The sequence below is a fragment of the Microbispora sp. H10885 genome (assembly GCF_014161415.1).
GTDB lineage: Bacteria > Actinomycetota > Actinomycetes > Streptosporangiales > Streptosporangiaceae > Microbispora > Microbispora triticiradicis.
This window is the reverse complement of sequence record NZ_JABBWY010000007.1, coordinates 290,276-306,770: the sequence shown is the minus strand read 5'-3', so window position 1 is coordinate 306,770 and position 16,495 is coordinate 290,276. Positions and strand designations below refer to the sequence as shown.

Here is a 16,495-nt window from a genome sequence, read left to right as displayed (position 1 = left end):
TAGTCTGTATTTCGTAGGGCGCAGTGCGTAGGGCGCCGCCGTACCCGGGAGTCCTTGATGACCAAGAGCCGCGACGCCGTCCACGAGATCCTCCGCCAGAGCGGCGGGTTCCGCAGCGCGCAGGACGTGTTCGCCGAGATGCGCGCGGACGGCTCGAAGATCGGCCTCACGACCGTCTACCGGGCGCTCCAGTCGCTGTCCGACGCGGGCCGGGTCGACGTGCTGCGCACCGACGAGGGCGAGTCGGTCTACCGGGCCTGCCAGAGCGACACGCACCACCACCACCTCGTGTGCCGGCTGTGCGGGCGCACGGTCGAGGTGGCCGGGCCGGACGTGGAGCGGTGGGCCGAGGTCGTCGGGGCCGAGCACGGCTTCATCGACGTCACCCACACCGTCGAGGTCTTCGGCACCTGCTCCTCGTGCGCCGCGTCACGCGGCGCGGCCACCCCTTCGGCGACGCCCGCGAAGACGGTCGGAAAGGCCGCCGGGAAGGGCTGACCCCGCCCCGCGCAGGCCTCGCGGGGAGTACGCTTCCTGCGCCGCGCCAAGCCCGCCGCGACAGAAGGAGATGGCGTGCCGTTCAGCCATGACATGGTGTACTCGCTGGCGACGGTGGTGGACCTCGTCAACACCGGCGCCGGCGAGCGCGACGGGCTGGCCGAGGTCGCCGACCTGGCGGAGTTCGTCGGCAGGCGGGAGGTCAGCGGGGTGCGGACGCTGACCCGGCGGGACCTCGCCGAGGTGCGGGCCCTGCGCGAGGCGTTCCACGCCGTGTTCACCGCGCCCGACCAGACGACGGCGGTCAGGGTGCTCAACACGCTGCTGGGCCGCACCCGCATCACGCCCAGCCTGACCGAGCACGACGGCCACCCGCTCCACGTCCACTACTTCGCGCCGGACGCGTCGGTCGCCGAGCATCTGGCCGCCGACTGCGGTGTCGCGCTCGCCCACGTGCTCGTGGAGAACGAGCGGGAGCGGCTGCGCACGTGCGCCGCGCCCGACTGCTCACACGTCTTCGTGGACGAGTCGCGGAACCGGTCCCGGGTCTACTGCGACAGCCGCACCTGCGGCAACCGCATGCACGTGGCCGCCTACCGGGCCCGCGCCCGCCGCCGCGACGCCTCCTGACGCCTCCCGCCGCGGGTCCGGCTACCGTGCGGAGGCGGGGGCGGCCTCGTTCGGCAGCGCGCCGCCGTACCTGCGGTCGCGCTTGGCGTAGATCTCGCACGCCTGCCACAGGTCACGGCGGTCGAAGTCGGGCCAGAGCTGGTTGAGGAACACCATCTCGGCGTAGGCGGACTGCCAGAGCAGGAAGTTCGAGGTGCGCTGCTCGCCCGAGGACCGCAGGAACAGGTCGACGTCCGGGATCTCGGGCTCGTCGAGGTAGCGGGCGAAGACCTTCTCCGAGACCTTGTCGGGCTTGACCCGGCCGTCGGCGATGTCGCGGGCGAGCCGCACGGCCGCGTCCACGATCTCCGCGCGGCCGCCGTAGTTCACGCAGAACTGCAGGGTCAGCGTGCTGTTGCCGACCGTCCTGCGCTCGGCGTCCTCCAGCTCCTTGATCACGCTTCGCCAGAGCCGGCCGGGCCGCCCGGCCCAGCGGACCCGTACGCCCATGGCGTCGAGCTCGTCGCGCCTGCGCCGGATGACGTCGCGGTTGAAGCCCATGAGGAAGCGCACCTCGTCGGGCGAGCGCTTCCAGTTCTCGGTCGAGAAGGCGTACGCGGACAGGTAGGGGATGCCGATCTCGATGGCGCCCTCGATGACGTCGAACAGCGACGCCTCGCCCATCTTGTGCCCTTCAGTCCTCGGCAGCCCGCGGGCCTTGGCCCAGCGGCCGTTGCCGTCCATGACGATCGCCACGTGACGCGGCAGCAGGGCGCGCGGAATGTCGGGTGGAGTGGCCCCGGACGGGTGTGGAGTGGGAGGACGAACCATGTAGCGAGCGTATTGCGTCCGGAGCGGTCCTCAGGTGCGGAAGACGTGCGGATCCGGTGCAGGTTCGGCATCTCCGGCGCCCGGCCACTCCCGCTCGACGTGGCGCAGCGAACGGATGCCGTGCTCCAGGTGCCACTGCAGGTAGGCCGCCACCAGGCCGCTGCACTCGGTGCGGTGCCGCGGCTCGGAGGAGTCCGCGGCGGCCCAGTCTCCCCGCAGCAGAGCGATCATCAGCGCGATCGTCTCGGCCGCGGGAACGGCCGCGCCGGGCGGGCGGCACGCGCCGCAGACCACCCCGCCCGCCACGATCGCGAAGGCGCGCGCCGCCTCGGCGCCGCACCGCGCGCACTCCGACAGCGCGGGGGCGTAGCCCGCCACCGCCAGCGAGCGCAGGAAGAACGCGTCGAGCACCAGCCGGGCCTCGTGGCCGCCCTGGGCGAGCGTGCGGAGGCCGCCGACCAGCAGCAGGAACTGGCGCAGCGCCGGCTCCTTCTCCCCCACGGTCAGCCGGTCGGCCGTCTCCAGCATCGCCGTGCCCGCCGTGTATCTCGGGTAGTCGGCGACGATCGCCTCGCCGTACGGATGCAGGGTCTCGACCTGCGTGATCACGTCGAGCGACCTGCCGCCGTGAAGCTGCAGGTCCACGTGTGAGAACGGCTCCAGCCGCGCGCCGAACCGCGACATGGTCCTGCGTACGCCCTTGGCCACGCCCCGGACCTTGCCGGTGCGCCGGGTGAGGAGGGTGATGATGCGGTCGGCCTCGCCCAGCTTCTGGGTGCGCAGCACGACGCCCTCGTCGCGGTAGAGGCTCACTCCGTCATCGTAGGGTCCGCCCGGTGGCGGGCGCCCCCTCGGGCCCCATACGAGGCTTTTCACCCCACTCAAGCGCATGAATGGTGAAAATTCGGTAATGATCCGGCGACGATGCCGAGTGGCAAACCCGGACGAAGCTGTACATCTAGCGGCCGTACGGTAAACCTGGGGTGCCACGTCCGAGCGGAAAGGTCACTAAGCTTTGGCCTCCGGCGGACTTCCCCGCGCCGGTCAAGCCCCAAGGGCCTGACTCCCCCGTTGCGTGAAAGGTTGCCATGACCCGCGTGGTCCTGCTGGGCGCGCCGCCCGGCCCGATCGCTTTCCCGCCGCCCGGCGGCCGGCCCGCCCTGCCCGCGGCCATCACGCTGACCTCGCTTCCCGGGGCGCCCTCCGCGTACGACAGGCTGCTCGCGCAGGCCGCCGCGCTGGACCCCGAGCCGACGACGATCGCCCGGCCCGGCGACGCGGCGGCCTACGCCCGGCCGTACGGCCGCGTGGTGGAGAGCCGGGACGTCGCCGGAGACCTGCGCGCGCTGGCCGACGTGGCCGAGGCCGCCGAGGACAATCTGCTGATCCTGCCGGCCGACTCGCTGGTGCACGACGAGCTGATCTACCAGATCACTAAGGCCAAGCGGGGCGCCCTCGCGCTGATCGTCCGCCCGGAGCGGGACGAGAACGCGCCGATCGAGGAGATGGTGCCGATCGAGGAGGCCGTGCCCGAGATCGGCTCGCAGTTCATCGAGGGACTGCCCCAGCGCACCCGCGCGGGCCGCGGCCGGATCATCTCGGTCGGCACCGCCTACCACGCGGTGACCCGGCCGAACGCGGCGCTGCTCGGACCGCTCCACCTGCACCAGCGGCACCTGCCGACCCTCGCCGAGGCCGCCCGCGACCTGGCGGAGATGGCCCACCTGTTCGGCCCCGAGGACGACCTGACCGAGCTTCTCGTGCTCGGGCTGGTCCGGCGCGGCGTCTCGGTCGGCCGGCGGGGCCGCCGCGACCTGTTCTTCCGCCGCGTCCGGAGCCAGGCCGAGGCCGACGAGGCGCAGGCGGAGATGGCCGGCTACGACGAGGACCGGGCCCGGCTCGACAACGCGGTGAAGGGCGCCGACGGCTTCTTCACCACGTTCTTCGTCAGCACCTACTCGCGCTTCATCGCCCGCTGGGCGGCTCGCCGGGGGCTCACCCCCAACCAGGTGACGCTGATCTCGATCGCCCTCGGCCTGCTGTCGGCCGGCGCGTTCGCCACCGGCACCCGCTGGGGGGCGATCGCCGGAGGGGTGCTCATCTACTTCGCGTTCGTCTTCGACTGCGTCGACGGGCAGGTCGCGCGGTACGCCCGCAAGTTCGGCGTGCTCGGCGCCTGGCTGGACGCCACGTTCGACCGGTTCAAGGAGTACGCCGTCTTCGTCGGCCTGGCGGTCGGTGCGACGGTGTCCGGGCAGTTCGGCGACGGCGAGGGCGTCTGGACGCTGGCGCTGGTCGCGCTGGCCCTCCAGTCGGTCAAGCACCTGCTCGACTTCTCGTTCGGCGCGGCCAACCGGCGCAAGGCGCCGGTGCCGCTGCCCACGCTGGACCTCACGGTCGCCGACGACCGCCCGCTGCGGGAGGCGCTGGAGGAGCGCAGGGCGAGCCGGAGCACCGGAGTGCGCGGTCTGCTGCGGCTCTGGACGAAGGCCGGGAAGTTCCGCCCGGTCCACTGGGCCCGCAAGATGATCGTGTTCCCCATCGGCGAGCGCTTCGCCGCCATCGCGATCACCGCCGCGTTCTTCGACCCCCGGGTCACGTTCCTCACGCTGATCATCTGGGGCGGCGTCGCGGCCACCTACACCCTCACCGGACGTCTCCTGAGGTCACTCGCATGATCACCCAGCCGCAGGCCATCACCCCGCTCCCCGACCCGGACGAGGAGCGCCGCCGCGTCCAGACCGCGCGCCTGCTCGCCTACCGCGACGACGGCCCGCTCGCGACCGCGCTGAAGGGCACCCTGGGCCGGCTGCTGCCGCCGGTGCCCGCGACGGCGGTGGCGCTGCTCGCGATCGTGGCGGCGGCCGTCGCCGGGATCCTCACCGACGGCCCGGTCCTGCTCCTCCCGGTGGCCGTGCTGCTCGTGCTGGTGCTGCCGACCGCCGGCCGCGACCACCTGGGCCGCTTCGACTGGCTCACTCCCCCACTGCTGCGGGCCGCCGAGTTCCTGACGGTCATCCTGCTCGGGCTGGCCGAGAGCACGCCCAAGTGGCTGCTGTTCGTGCTCATCTACGTGATCGGCTACCACACGTACGACACGGTCTACCGCACCCGGCAGGGCATCTGGCCCCCGGCGTGGCTCTACCGGGCGGGGCTCGGCTGGGAGGTCCGCCTGCTGATCCTGGGGGCGGGCGCGGCGGCCGGGTGGCTGACCCCCGTCGCCGCCGTCCTCACGGCGTACCTGCTCGTGCTGTTCTCGGTCGAGAGCATCACCAGCTGGGTGCGCCTGGACAAGGCGTCCGCGCAGGCCCAGGCCGACCAGGACCTGGAGCAGTCGCCCGAGGACGCCGCCGAGCAGGCCACCGGCGACGCCGACCAGGGCTGAAGCAGGCCTGACCAGGCTCGACCCGGAGCCGGCGCGGCCCGGGAACGGCGTGCGGGAAGACGGCGGGAAGAGGGACGGCCCGGAGGCGGGCGGGACGCGGCCCGGCGGGCGGCGGGCGGTCAGTAGGAGGATCGCGCGTCGAACAGCGCCCAGACCACCTTCCCGCCGCCCCGGGTGAGGATCCATCCCCAGGCCGCGCACAGCGCGTCGACCAGGTGCAGCCCGCGGCCGGACTCCGAAAGATCGTTCCAGGGAGACAGCGCGGGCACCCGCGCACTGGCGTCGCTCACGCCACAGCCGATATGAAAACGGTGCCTCACCAGCCTCAGCCGGATCGGCGGGGCGCCGGCGGGCTCGGCGGGCGCGTGCCGGAGCGCGTTGGTCACCAGTTCCGACACGACGATCTGCGCGTCGGGCACCAGGTCGCCGGCGTCCCAGCCGCTCAGCGTCCGGGCGGTGAAGTCCCTGGCGGCTGCGGGCGAGGTGGTGCGCCCGTGGATGTCACACGTCGCCGACGCGGGCAGGGACAGCCCGGCGACGTCGTCCCCTTCGAACATCGCGGTCAGCCACGAAGGCGCGGTCGCGGCTCCCGGGCCTGCCAGGTCTGCTGTCATCGCGGGTCCCTCAGGTCTCACCATTACATGATGTGAATTTCCCTGCCGTCGTGTATCTTGCCCTGCGCCTTGCGGGTGCAAGCGCGCGTGCACGTGCAAATGTCGGATGCCATCGACTTTTCGTGGAAGTCCCCAGAAAACCCCGCCTCGGACCCCATCCGGTAGGATGATCAACCGAATACTCCTCCGTCCGACCTGTTTCGCCCCTCGGACACCCGGTTTCACGAGGCAATCACCCGGAGCGTCGCCAATGGAGACCACGTGAACGCGCAGGCGGAAAACGCCCCCTCGTTACCGTTCGGGCTCGCCCGAAGCGGCCCGACCGCCCTGCGGCTGGTGCTCGGCGCGCAGCTCAGGCGGCTTCGCCGGGAGAGCGGCATCACTCCGGAGACGGCCGCGCACACCATCCGCGCGTCCCACGCCAAGATCAGCCGGTTGGAGCTCGGCCGGGTGGGCTTCAAGGAGCGGGATGTCGCCGACCTGCTCACGTTGTACGGCCTGACCGACCCGGACGAACGGGCGGTGCTGCTGGACCTGGCCCGTCAGGCCAACCTCCCCGGCTGGTGGCACAAGTACAGCGACGTGCTGCCGGGCTGGTTCGAGTTCTACGTCGGGCTGGAAGAGGCGGCGTGCCTGATCCGCTGCTACGAGCTGCAGTTCGTCCCCAGCCTGCTGCAGACCCCCGAGTACGCGCGGGCCACCGTACGGGTGGCCAACTCGGGACGGTCCGCCGACGAGGTCGACCGGCACGTGGACCTGCGGCTGCGCCGCCAGAAGCGGCTGACCGGGCCGGACGCCGCGACGCTGTGGGCCGTGGTGGACGAGGGGGTGCTGCGCCGCCCGGTCGGCGGCCCGGAGGTGATGCGGGCCCAGCTGGAGCATCTGATCGAGGTGACCAGGCGGCCGAACGTCACGCTGCAGGTCGTGCCCTTCGACCGCGGCGGGCAGTTCACCGTGGGCGGGCCGTTCTCGGTCCTGCGCTTCGACGCGCCCGAGCTGCCCGACGTCGTCTATCTGGAGCAGCTCACCAGCGCCCTCTACCTGGACAAGCCGGAGGACACCGAGGCGTACACGCAGGTGCTGAACGCGATCTGCGTGGAGGCCCACTCGGCCGAGCGGACGACCGCGCTCCTGGAGGAGCTGCTGGCCGCCTACCGGTGACCTGCCGGACGGCGTCCGGGACGGCCGCGCTCACCCGCCGGACGCCTGGCCGGGCCGCCGGCCGGAGAAGAACGCCTGGCAGGTCTCGGCGAAGGCGACCGCCCGGGCGGTGGGCCGCACACCGCGCACCGAGGCGAGCACGACGTCGAGCGCCGGGACGTCGTCGCTGATCGGCACGCACGCCACCCGCCCGCCGTCGTAGGTGTGGTCGCTGTCGGCCCGCTGGTTCAGTATCGAGTAGCCGTGCCCGCCCGCCACGAGCGCGCGGGCGGTCTCGTAGCTCGACGTCCGGAAGCGCACGCGCGGTTCCGTCGGATAGATCGCCCGGAAGTAGTCGCGGCTGCGCGGCAGGTCGAGCAGGATCATCGGCTCGGTGGCCAGGTCCGCCAGCGACACCGCCTCCGCCTCCGCCAGCGGATGCCCCACGGGAAGCAGTGCGTACGGCCTGGCCTGGGTGAGCGGCCGGATGTCGAGATCGAGGGCGAGGTCGATGGCGTAGACCAGGGCGACCTCGCACCTGCCGTCCAGCAGCGCCGCCTCCATCGTGGACAGCTCGCCCTCGGCGACGCTGACCCGCACCCCCGGATAACGCCCGGCGAACTCGCGCAGCAGGCGCGAGAGGTAGAACGGCGCGAGGGTCGTCAGGCAGCCGACCGCGAGCTCGCCGGTGAGCGAGCCCGCGAGGCCGCGCGCCGACTGGGCGAGGGCCGCAGCGTGGGCGAGGAACTCCCGCGCCTCGACGAGGAAGCGCTCGCCCGCGCGGGTCAGCGACAGGCCGCGGGCGTGGTGGCGGATCAGGAGCTGGACCCCGAGCTCCCGCTCGACCTGGGCGATCGCGGCCGAGATCGCCGACTGCGCGACCATGAGCTCTCTGCTGGCCGCGGTCATACTGCCGAGCTCGGCCGCGGTTACGAAGTAACGCAGCTGGACGAGGGTGAAGTTGGCGTCCGCCACGCCACCCATTGTGACCGTCTCCGGGCCCGCTGGCGCCCGCGATCCGGTATCAACTTCGAATGCCTTTTCCGGCCCCTGATCAGGCCTTTTCCCAACGGAAACGATTCGCGCCCAGCGCGAGCCCCCCGATCGCGAGGGCCAGGGACACGACCACCCCCCACAACACGGCCGACGCGCCGTAGGAACCGGAGAACAACGCCCGCAGTCCCTCGACCGCGTACCGGAACGGCGTGAGCCGCGACGCCACGTCGAGCCAGGCGGGGGCGAGCGACATCGGCAGCAGCGCGCCCGACAGCAGCATCAGCGGGACCACCACGGTGGACATCACGGGCGCGAACAGTTCCTGCCGCATCGTGAGCGCCGCCGCGTATGACAGCGACGCCATGCCGACGGACAGCACGGTCATCAGGAGCAGGGCCGCCAGCACCCCCGGGAGCGGGGCCCGCAGCCCGAGCGCGTAGCCCGCCACGATGATCGCGACGGCCTGCACCAGCAGCACCAGGCTGTCCCTGAGCACCCGGCCGAGCAGCAGCGTGACCGGGCTCACCGGGGCGACCCGGAGCCGTTCGAGCACGCCGAACCGCTGGTCGAAGACGATGCCGAACCCCGCCATCCCCGCGCTGGTCAGCGCGAGCTGCACCAGCAGGCCGGGCACGAGGACGGCCCACGACCCGACGCCGCTGCGGGCGAACAGCGGGCCGAACAGCACGAGGAAGAGGAACGGCTGCACGGCGCCGAAGGCGAGGCTGACCTTGCTGCCGAAGGAGGTGCGCAGGTAGTGGCCGGTCAGGACGGCGAGAGCGGTCACGCGGCGGCTCCCTCGCGCAGCTCGCGGCCGGTGACCGCGAGGAAGACCTCGTCGAGCGTGCGCGCGCCGTACTCGGCCTTCAGCCGGTCCGGGGTGCCCTCGGCGACGATCCGGCCGTGGTCGATGATCAGGATCCGGTCGCAGAGCGCGTCGGCCTCCTCCAGGTAGTGGGTGGTGAGGAAGACCGTCACGCCGTCGCGCTCGCGCAGCCGCCGGATGTGGTCCCACAGGTTGGCGCGGCTCTGCGGGTCGAGCCCGGTGGTGGGCTCGTCGAGGAAGAGCAGCCCGGGCCGGTGGAGCAGGCCCATCGCGATGTCGAGCCTGCGCTTCTGGCCGCCCGACAGCATGACCGTCGTCCGCTCCTCGACCCCGGCGAGGTCCAGGGCGGCGAGCAGGGAGGTCACCCGGGCGCGGGCTTCGGCCCGGCTCAGGCCGTGCAGGCGGGCCTGGAGCACGAGTTCGTCCCCGACCGGGGTGAACGGCCCGAACGCGCCGCCCTGGGCGACGTAGCCGATGCGCCGGCGTACGGCCACCGGGTCGGCGAAGAGGTCGGCGCCCGCGACCGTGGCGGTGCCGGACGTCGGACGCAGCAGCGTGGTCAGCATGCGCAGGGTGGTGGTCTTGCCCGCGCCGTTCGGGCCGAGGAAGCCGACGATCTCGCCCGCGGAGACGTCGACGTCGATCCCCCGAACGGCCTCGGCCGTCCCGAACGTCTTGGTGAGGCCTCTGACGTGAATCATGCTCGGTAGAGTAACACCAAATTTGGAGTCACTTAAAGTTTGTGCTCGTCCTTAGAATCGAGGCATGGAAGAGGGCCTGCGGGAGCGGAAGAAGCGGGAGACCCGGCAGCGGATCTCCGACATCGCGACGGGGCTGTTCCTGGTGCGGGGGTTCGACAACGTCACCGTGGCCGAGGTGGCGCGGGCGGCCGACGTGTCGGTCAACACCGTGTTCAACTACTTCCGCACGAAGGAGGACCTGTTCCTCGACCGCAGTGAGGAGAGCATGGACGTGCTGGCGCGAGTGGTCCGTGAGCGCCGGCCCGGCGAGACGGCGGTCGAGGCGGTGCGGCGCGACTTCCTCGCGGCCCTGGACTCCGGCGACTGGCGCTACGGGATCAACGAGGGCGCGGACGTCTTCGTCCAGCGGATCCGGGAGAGCCCGGCGCTGCAGGCCAGGATCGAGATGATGAGCCGGCACCGCGAGGAGCGGCTCGCCGCCGTGCTCGCCGACGAGACCGAGGCCGATCCCGACGACATGACCCCGTCCCTGGTTGCGGCCCAGATCCGCGCGGCGGTCGAGGCGCTCACCCGGCACTTCGCGATGCGGCGGCTCGCCGGCGAGGAGGGCTCGGGCATCGTCGCGGACCTGCGCGCGCACGCCGAGCGCGCCTTCGACCTGCTGGAGCGCGGGGTCGGCGACTACTGCCTGCGGCCCGGGCCCCGGGCCGTCAGCCTCCCGCCAGCCGGTGAGCGGACCACACCAGCGCCTCGGTGACGCGGTGCTGCGAGAGGCCCAGGGTCCGCCGCTGGAACAGGTACACCTCGGGCGCGAACGGCGCCAGCACGCCGTCGGCCATGCCGTCCGGATCCGGCGCCCCCGACTCGGTCAGCAGCATCCGGACGTGCGCGCGCCAGAAGCCGTACGCGCCGGTGCCGAATCTGGCGCTGCCGGTCTCGGCCCCCAGGACGAGGTGCAGGTGACGCTCCAGCAGGTCGACCATGGCGACGCAGAACGCGGCGAGCCGCTCGGCCGGTGAGGCCCCCGGGCCGAGCGGCGGCGGCCCGCTCAGGATGTGCTCCTGCAGCCGCCGCTCGTGCTCGTCCAGCAGCGCCGTGGCGATCGCCGCGACGTCCGGATAACGGCGGTACAGCGTCGCCCGCCCCACGCCCGCCTCCTTGGCGATCTCGTCCATGGTGACGTTCCGGGCGTCCCCGGCGGCGAAGAGCCGCTCGGCCGCCGCGAGCACGCGTACGCGGTTGCGCGCGGCGTCCGCCCGTTCCCGCACCGGGGCCGGCCGGACCGGCTGGAGATCGAGCACGAGCGGTTCGCGGCCGGTCCCGGACGCGTCCGGCGATGGCACGCCGCCGTTCGACCGGTTCACCCCGGGTTCCCGCACCCCGTCGCTCATGACCTCATCGTAGACCGGCGACCCAACCATGTGGACATCGCGTCCGGTTGTCGCCTAGGCTCATGTGGACACAGTGTCCACTTATCTGAGTTCCCCTGCCGAGAGGATGGCGATGCACTCCCTGTTCCTCGCCGCGGCGCTGCTGGCCGGCTGTCTGCTGGCCGTGCAGGCGTCGGTGAACCTCCAGCTCAACAAGGCCGTCGGCACCCCGTACGGCGCCTCGACCCTGCAGCTGGGCGTGGCCACGGCCGTGCTGGCGCTGCTCGCGGTCACCGTGGGCGCGATCGGCGCGCTCCACCTGCCGCCCGGCATCCCGTTCTGGCACCTGCTCGGCGGCCTGGCCAGTCCGCTCTACATCACCAGCGGGATCCTGCTCTTCCCCCGCCTCGGCGCCCTGGCCGCGGCGGGGCTGTTCGTGACCGGGCAGATGTTCGCGTCGCTGGGACTGGACCTGTTCGGCCTGCTCGGCGTCGCGCCCAAGCCGCTCAGCGCCGGCATCGCGCTGGGCGCGCTCGCCGTCCTGGCCGGCATCACCGTCGTCATCCGCGGCCAGAACCTGATCCGGACACCGGCCCGGGCACCGGCCCCGGCCCCGACACCGGCTCGGGCGGCCTCCGGCACCCTCGGCGGCGGTGTCTCCGGGCGCGGTGGGAGCACCGGCGCCGGCGCCCCGGCGGCGACCGCCGGGACGGCCCCTCGGCCGGGCGGTCTCGGCCGGAGCGGCTGGGTTCTGCTCGGCGTCGTCGCCGGCGCGGTCCTGCCCGTGCAGGGCGCGGTCAACGCACTGCTGCGCAGGGAGATCCACCAGCCGGTGGCCACCGCCGTGATCAGCTTCGTCGTGGCCACGATCACCATCGCCGTCGTCCTGGCCGCGCTGCTCGCGCTGGGCCGCACCCCCCGGCCGCGGCTCGGCGGGCTGCGCACGATGCCCTGGTGGGGATGGCTCGGCGGCGGCTGCGCAGCGGTGTACGTCACTGCGACCTTCACGCTGATCCCCGCGATCGGCGCCGCGGCCACCGTCGCGCTCACCGTGACCGGCCAGCAGCTCGCCTCCGCCGTGATCGACCACCACGGCCTGCTGCGGTTGCCCCGGCGCCCGCTCACCGCTGCGCGCCTGGCCGGCCTCGCCCTGCTCATCGCCGGTTCTGTGCTCGTCCAGCTCGCCTGAGCGGACGGGCCGCAGGAGAGAACGGGCAGCAGGAGAGAACGGGCGCGGCGCCGTCCGATCGACGGGAGAACGCGGAGGGGCGCGGACCCTGCGGGGGCGTCCGCGTCCGCGAAGCCGCGCGGGTGAGTCGGCGGCTGTATACAGGTCCACGTGAGGTTGGACGAGCTCGATCGCGCCATCATCCGGGCCCTCGTCGAGGATGCCCGTGCGACATACGCCGAAATAGGCACTCAAGTGGGGTTGTCGGCTCCGGCCGTGAAGCGGCGGGTCGACCGGCTGGTCGCCACCGGCGCGATCACCGGTTTCAGCGCCCGGGTCGAGCCGTCGGCCCTGGGCTGGACGACCGAGGCGTACGTCGAGCTCTACTGCCGGGGCAAGACCTCCCCCGCCGAGATCGGGCTGGCGGTCTCCCGGCACCCCGAGGTCGTCTCGGCCTGCACGGTCACCGGTGAGGCCGACGCCCTGCTGCACATCCGCGCGACCGACGTGCGGCACGTCGAGCGGGTGATCGAGCGCCTGGCGGCCGAGCCGTTCGTGGTGCGGACCAAGAGCTCCATCGTGCTCTCCCGGCTGATTAACGGATCGCCGCAATCGGGGTGAAGGACGCAACCGATCCCCAGGTGATCGCAACATGGGCGCATTGGATTGCCGTCCGCCGATTCCTACGCTGAAGTCCCGTTCACCGGTTTCCCGCTTGGAGTCGACGATGACAATCGCGCCAGAGTCCGCAGCCACGGAAAGTGGTCGTACGGGCACGGTCAGGCACTTCCTGATGTGCCGGCCCGAGTTCTTCACGGTCTCGTACTCCATCAACCCCTGGATGCGGCCCGAGGAGGGCGCCGACACGGCCACGGCGCTGCGGCAGTGGGAGAGCCTGCGGCGGGCGTACGAGAGCCTGGGCCACCGCGTCAGCCTCATCGACCCGGTGGAGGGCCTGCCGGACATGGTGTTCGCCGCCAACGGCGCCCTCGTCGTGGACGGGCGGGTCTACGGCGCGAGGTTCGCCCACCCGGAGCGGGCGGCCGAAGGGCCCGCGTACCTGCGGTGGTTCGTCGAACAGGGATACGAGACACTGGAGGCGTCCTTCACCAACGAGGGCGAGGGCGACTACCTGACGCTCGACGAGATGATCCTGGCCGGGACGGGCTTCCGCACCGACGTGGCGGCGCACATGGAGGCCCAGGAGTTCCTCGGCCGCCCGGTCGTCACGCTGCGCCTGGTCGACCCGAGGTACTACCACCTCGACACCGCCCTGTTCCCGCTGGACGGCCGCAACGTGGCGTACTATCCGGAGGCGTTCAGCGAGGGCAGCAGGAGGGTGCTGCGGCGGCTGTTCCCCGACGCCGTGGTCGCGACGTCCGCGGACGCGGAGGTGCTGGGCCTCAACGCGGTGAGCGACGGCCGCAATGTCGTCGTCAACGCGGAGGCGACCGGGCTGGTCCTGGAGCTCAAGCGCCGCGGTTTCGAGGTCGTCCCGGTCGACCTGAGCGAGCTTCGCAAGGCCGGTGGCGGCCCCAAGTGCTGCACATTGGAAATAAGGACGGGGGAGATCAGGGTGAGCGGGGAGATTCGATGAGAAGCGAGGACCACATCAGGCTCGGTGAGAGCCACAGCGCGCACAACTACCACCCGCTGCCGGTCGTCGTCCGGTCGGCGGAGGGCGCGTGGGTCACCGACGTCGAGGGCAGGCGGTATCTCGACTGCCTGGCGGGCTACTCCTCGCTGAACTTCGGCCACGGCAACCCGGTCGTCCTCGCGGCCGCCCGCGAGCAGCTGGACCGGCTGACGCTGACCAGCCGCGCGTTCTTCCACGACCGGTTCGCCGGTTTCGTGACCGGTCTGGCCGAACTGTGCGGCAAGGGCATGGTCCTGCCGATGAACACCGGCGCCGAGGCCGTCGAGACCGCGATCAAGGTGGCCCGCAAGTGGGGCTACGAGGTCAAGGGCGTCGCCCCCGGCCAGGCCAACATCGTCGTGATGGAGGACAACTTCCACGGCCGCACCACGACCATCGTGGGCTTCTCCACCGACCCCGACGCCCGCGGCGGCTTCGGCCCGTTCGCCCCCGGCTTCCGGATCGTGAAGTACGGCTCGGCGGAGGCGGTCAGGGAGGCGATCGACGAGAACACGGTGGCGGTGCTGCTGGAGCCGATCCAGGGCGAGGCCGGCGTGCTGGTCCCGCCGGACGGCTATCTGGCCGCCGTCAGGGAGATCTGCGACGACGCGAACGTGCTGTTCATGGCCGACGAGATCCAGTCGGGCCTCGGCCGCACCGGCGAGACCTTCGCCTGCGACCACGAGGGCGTGGCGCCCGACCTGTACGTCCTGGGCAAGGCCCTCGGCGGCGGGGTGGTCCCGGTGAGCGCGGTCGTCGCGAACGAGGACGTGCTGGGCGTGATCCGTCCGGGCCAGCACGGCTCCACCTTCGGCGGCAACCCGCTGGCCTGCGCCGTCGGCGACGCGGTCGTCGGGCTGCTGCGCACCGGCGAGTACCAGGCCAGGGCGCGCGACCTCGGCGCGTTCCTGCACGAGCGCCTCGCGGACCTCGGCCCCGGGGTGGTCGCCGTACGCGGGCGCGGGCTGTGGGCGGGCGTCGACATCGATCCGTCGCTCGGCACCGGACGGGAGATCAGCGAGGCGCTCATGCGCCGCGGCGTGCTCGTCAAGGACACCCACGGCTCGACGATCCGCCTCGCGCCGCCCCTCGTCGTCTCGCGGGACGACCTGGCCTGGGCGACGGACCGGCTCAGCGCGGTGCTGCGGGAGGCTCGGGCCTGATCGTCACCGTGTCGTGGTCGCCCGTGTCGGTGAACCACGTGACCACGGCCTCCCCGGGCGCGAAGTCCACGGCGGTCATCATGTTGGGGAACCAGGGTCCCTTGCTGATGCGCCAGCGCAGCGACGGCCGGGGCAGGCCGCCGGCCCGGGCCAGCAGCCCGCCGAGCAGGCCCGCCAGCCCGAACGACGCCACGATGTTGGCGAAGCGCAGCACGCGGCTCAGCGGGTTGCGGATCGGCGAGCAGACGATCTGGTGGATGCGTCCTCCGCCCTTCCGCCGTACCGAGGCCATGTAGGAGTAGTGGACGTCGCCCGACAGCAGCAGGACGGTCGCGGGCGTCCGTCCCCGCTGACCCGAGGCGACCTCGACCAGCACCCGCGCGAGGTCCTCGAACGAGCGGCGGAAGGCCCCCCAGTGCTCCAGGTCGAGGAACTGCCGCACCCGTTCGCCCCACCGCGCCGCCCGGCGGCCCCAGATGCCGTCGCAGACCGCCTCGTTCCAGCCCTCGACGTGGTGGATCCCGGACGGCAGCAGGACCGGCAGCGACGACCCGACGACGAGGTGGCCGAAGTCGCCGGTCGCCTGCTTCTCGAACCAGCTCCACTCCTCCGCGTCGATCATCCGGCGGCGTCCCGGTTCGAGCGTCCGGGCGCTGCGGCTGTCCAGGATGACGAGACGGGTGTCGCCGAGGTCCCGGTGATAGCTCCAGCGGACCGAGTCGGGCTCCGCGTCGGCCCGCCGGGCGAACTCGTCGAGCGTCTCCTCGCCGGCGCCCGCCCGCAGCGCGGCGAGCACGGGATCGGCCTCCCGCTCGGCCGGCGGGATGTTGCCCAGGTGCTGGTAGACGTAGTAGGACCCCAGAGCGGAGACGATGCGCCGGTGCCACCACGGCACCTGCGCCATCTGCTCGCGCCACGCCGACGAGGTGTTCCAGTCGTCCCTGACGTCGTGGTCATCGAAGATCATCAGGGTCGGGACCGTGGACAGCAGCCAGCGGACCGCCGGATCTGACCACGCCTGGCGGTACAGCTCGGCGTACTCCTCGAAGTCGACGACCTCCTGCGGGCCCTCGAGCCTGCGCCCGGCGATGAAGTCCTTCATGTCCGGGGTGAGCTCGTCGGCGTACACCTGGTCGCCGAGGAGCAGGATGAGGTCCGGCCGGTCGTCCGGCGACTCCATCAGGCGCAGGCCGTACGCCCGCAGGACGTCCGGGCCGTGGGTCCGCACGTACGGCTCCTCGTGCGGCACGCTCGTCCGGCAGGAGCCGAAGATCAACCGGTTGAGGGCGGTGACGGGGTGGATCACACTCGGCGGCAGGCCGTCGTCCCCCGGCCACACCCGCCGGTCGTCGAGGTCCACCTCGTAGGCCACCGGCCCGTCGATGCCGACGTCCACCAGGGCGTAGTGGTGGCCGTGCACGGTGAAGGTGTGCTCCTCAGAGGAGGCGTCCCCGGCCCGCACGCGGACCGTGCAGGGCTCGGACGTCTCCACCCACACGGTCGCGGCGGACCCGTCCACGTGGCGCAGCAGCGGGCCCAGCACAAGTTCTGACACGAA

The 16,495-nt window shown here is 72.3% G+C and carries 18 protein-coding genes; 10 read left to right on the top strand and 8 right to left on the bottom strand.

What is annotated here, in order from left to right:
- Nucleotides 1-57 precede the first annotated feature (57 nt).
- A complete protein-coding gene (locus HHX37_RS20395) occupies nt 58-498 on the top strand; it encodes a Fur family transcriptional regulator (RefSeq protein WP_111700825.1) in 441 nt (146 codons plus the stop codon).
- 75 nt (nt 499-573) lie between these two features.
- A complete protein-coding gene (locus HHX37_RS20390; RefSeq protein WP_225312076.1) occupies nt 574-1,128 on the top strand; it encodes a CGNR zinc finger domain-containing protein in 555 nt (184 codons plus the stop codon).
- A 21-nt stretch (nt 1,129-1,149) separates the two neighbouring features.
- On the opposite strand, the gene HHX37_RS20385 is transcribed toward HHX37_RS20390, so the two are convergent.
- The gene (locus HHX37_RS20385) at nt 1,150-1,938 is read right to left on the bottom strand and encodes an isoprenyl transferase (RefSeq protein WP_182874708.1); all 789 of its coding nucleotides are present in this window, start codon (nt 1,936-1,938) and stop codon (nt 1,150-1,152) included.
- A gap of 30 nt (nt 1,939-1,968) precedes the next feature.
- The gene (gene recO / locus HHX37_RS20380) at nt 1,969-2,751 is read right to left on the bottom strand and encodes a DNA repair protein RecO (protein WP_111700823.1); all 783 of its coding nucleotides are present in this window, start codon (nt 2,749-2,751) and stop codon (nt 1,969-1,971) included.
- Nucleotides 2,752-3,026: 275 nt separating this feature from the next.
- Here recO and HHX37_RS20375 point away from each other — a divergent pair, with 275 nt between their 5' ends.
- Together HHX37_RS20375 and HHX37_RS20370 are read left to right on the top strand one after the other, a co-directional pair.
- Complete coding sequence (locus HHX37_RS20375) at nt 3,027-4,616, top strand: CDP-alcohol phosphatidyltransferase family protein (RefSeq protein ID WP_182879288.1); 1,590 nt, start codon at nt 3,027-3,029, stop codon at nt 4,614-4,616.
- The gene (locus tag HHX37_RS20370) at nt 4,613-5,323 is read left to right on the top strand and encodes a DUF5941 domain-containing protein (protein WP_182879289.1); all 711 of its coding nucleotides are present in this window, start codon (nt 4,613-4,615) and stop codon (nt 5,321-5,323) included. The genes HHX37_RS20375 and HHX37_RS20370 overlap by 4 nt, the downstream gene beginning before the upstream one ends.
- A gap of 119 nt (nt 5,324-5,442) precedes the next feature.
- Here the strand turns inward: HHX37_RS20370 and HHX37_RS20365 are convergent, their stop codons facing one another.
- Nucleotides 5,443-5,937, bottom strand: a complete 495-nt coding sequence (locus HHX37_RS20365; protein ID WP_220502990.1) for an ATP-binding protein — start codon at nt 5,935-5,937, stop codon at nt 5,443-5,445.
- 261 nt (nt 5,938-6,198) lie between these two features.
- On the opposite strand from HHX37_RS20365, the gene HHX37_RS20360 reads away from it, so the two are divergent.
- A complete protein-coding gene (locus tag HHX37_RS20360) occupies nt 6,199-7,098 on the top strand; it encodes a helix-turn-helix domain-containing protein (protein ID WP_182879290.1) in 900 nt (299 codons plus the stop codon).
- Between the two features lie 30 nt (nt 7,099-7,128).
- On the opposite strand, the gene HHX37_RS20355 is transcribed toward HHX37_RS20360, so the two are convergent.
- The 3 genes from HHX37_RS20355 to HHX37_RS20345 all read right to left on the bottom strand — a co-directional run bounded on the left by HHX37_RS20355 (nt 7,129) and on the right by HHX37_RS20345 (nt 9,600).
- On the bottom strand, nt 7,129-8,061 hold the full coding sequence (locus HHX37_RS20355; RefSeq protein ID WP_182879291.1) for a LysR substrate-binding domain-containing protein: 933 nt from the start codon (nt 8,059-8,061) through the stop codon (nt 7,129-7,131).
- A gap of 70 nt (nt 8,062-8,131) precedes the next feature.
- On the bottom strand, nt 8,132-8,860 hold the full coding sequence (locus tag HHX37_RS20350) for an ABC transporter permease (protein ID WP_182886398.1): 729 nt from the start codon (nt 8,858-8,860) through the stop codon (nt 8,132-8,134).
- A complete protein-coding gene (locus HHX37_RS20345; RefSeq protein WP_182886397.1) occupies nt 8,857-9,600 on the bottom strand; it encodes an ABC transporter ATP-binding protein in 744 nt (247 codons plus the stop codon). Before HHX37_RS20345 ends, HHX37_RS20350 begins: the two co-directional genes overlap by 4 nt.
- A 64-nt stretch (nt 9,601-9,664) precedes the next feature.
- Here HHX37_RS20345 and HHX37_RS20340 point away from each other — a divergent pair, with 64 nt between their 5' ends.
- Nucleotides 9,665-10,357 carry a TetR/AcrR family transcriptional regulator gene (locus tag HHX37_RS20340; RefSeq protein ID WP_182886396.1) on the top strand — a complete coding sequence of 231 codons (693 nt, stop codon included), beginning with the start codon at nt 9,665-9,667 and terminating at the stop codon, nt 10,355-10,357.
- On the opposite strand, the gene HHX37_RS20335 is transcribed toward HHX37_RS20340, so the two are convergent.
- Nucleotides 10,311-10,991: a TetR/AcrR family transcriptional regulator gene (locus HHX37_RS20335; protein ID WP_182886395.1), complete on the bottom strand. Its 681-nt coding sequence runs from the start codon at nt 10,989-10,991 to the stop codon at nt 10,311-10,313. The genes HHX37_RS20340 and HHX37_RS20335 overlap by 47 nt on opposite strands.
- Nucleotides 10,992-11,103: 112 nt before the next feature.
- On the opposite strand from HHX37_RS20335, the gene HHX37_RS20330 reads away from it, so the two are divergent.
- The 4 genes from HHX37_RS20330 to rocD all read left to right on the top strand — a co-directional run bounded on the left by HHX37_RS20330 (nt 11,104) and on the right by rocD (nt 14,937).
- Nucleotides 11,104-12,159, top strand: coding sequence for a DMT family transporter (locus tag HHX37_RS20330; protein WP_182886394.1), 1,056 nt, complete (start codon nt 11,104-11,106; stop codon nt 12,157-12,159).
- Between the two features lie 150 nt (nt 12,160-12,309).
- Nucleotides 12,310-12,759, top strand: a complete 450-nt coding sequence (locus HHX37_RS20325; protein WP_111700813.1) for an Lrp/AsnC family transcriptional regulator — start codon at nt 12,310-12,312, stop codon at nt 12,757-12,759.
- Between the two features lie 106 nt (nt 12,760-12,865).
- Complete coding sequence (gene ddaH / locus HHX37_RS20320) at nt 12,866-13,735, top strand: dimethylargininase (RefSeq protein ID WP_182886393.1); 870 nt, start codon at nt 12,866-12,868, stop codon at nt 13,733-13,735.
- Nucleotides 13,732-14,937: an ornithine--oxo-acid transaminase gene (gene rocD, locus HHX37_RS20315; RefSeq protein ID WP_182886392.1), complete on the top strand. Its 1,206-nt coding sequence runs from the start codon at nt 13,732-13,734 to the stop codon at nt 14,935-14,937. The genes ddaH and rocD overlap by 4 nt, the downstream gene beginning before the upstream one ends.
- On the opposite strand, the gene HHX37_RS20310 is transcribed toward rocD, so the two are convergent.
- The gene (locus tag HHX37_RS20310) at nt 14,906-16,492 is read right to left on the bottom strand and encodes an alkaline phosphatase D family protein (RefSeq protein WP_310737919.1); all 1,587 of its coding nucleotides are present in this window, start codon (nt 16,490-16,492) and stop codon (nt 14,906-14,908) included. The genes rocD and HHX37_RS20310 overlap by 32 nt on opposite strands.
- Nucleotides 16,493-16,495 lie beyond the last annotated feature (3 nt).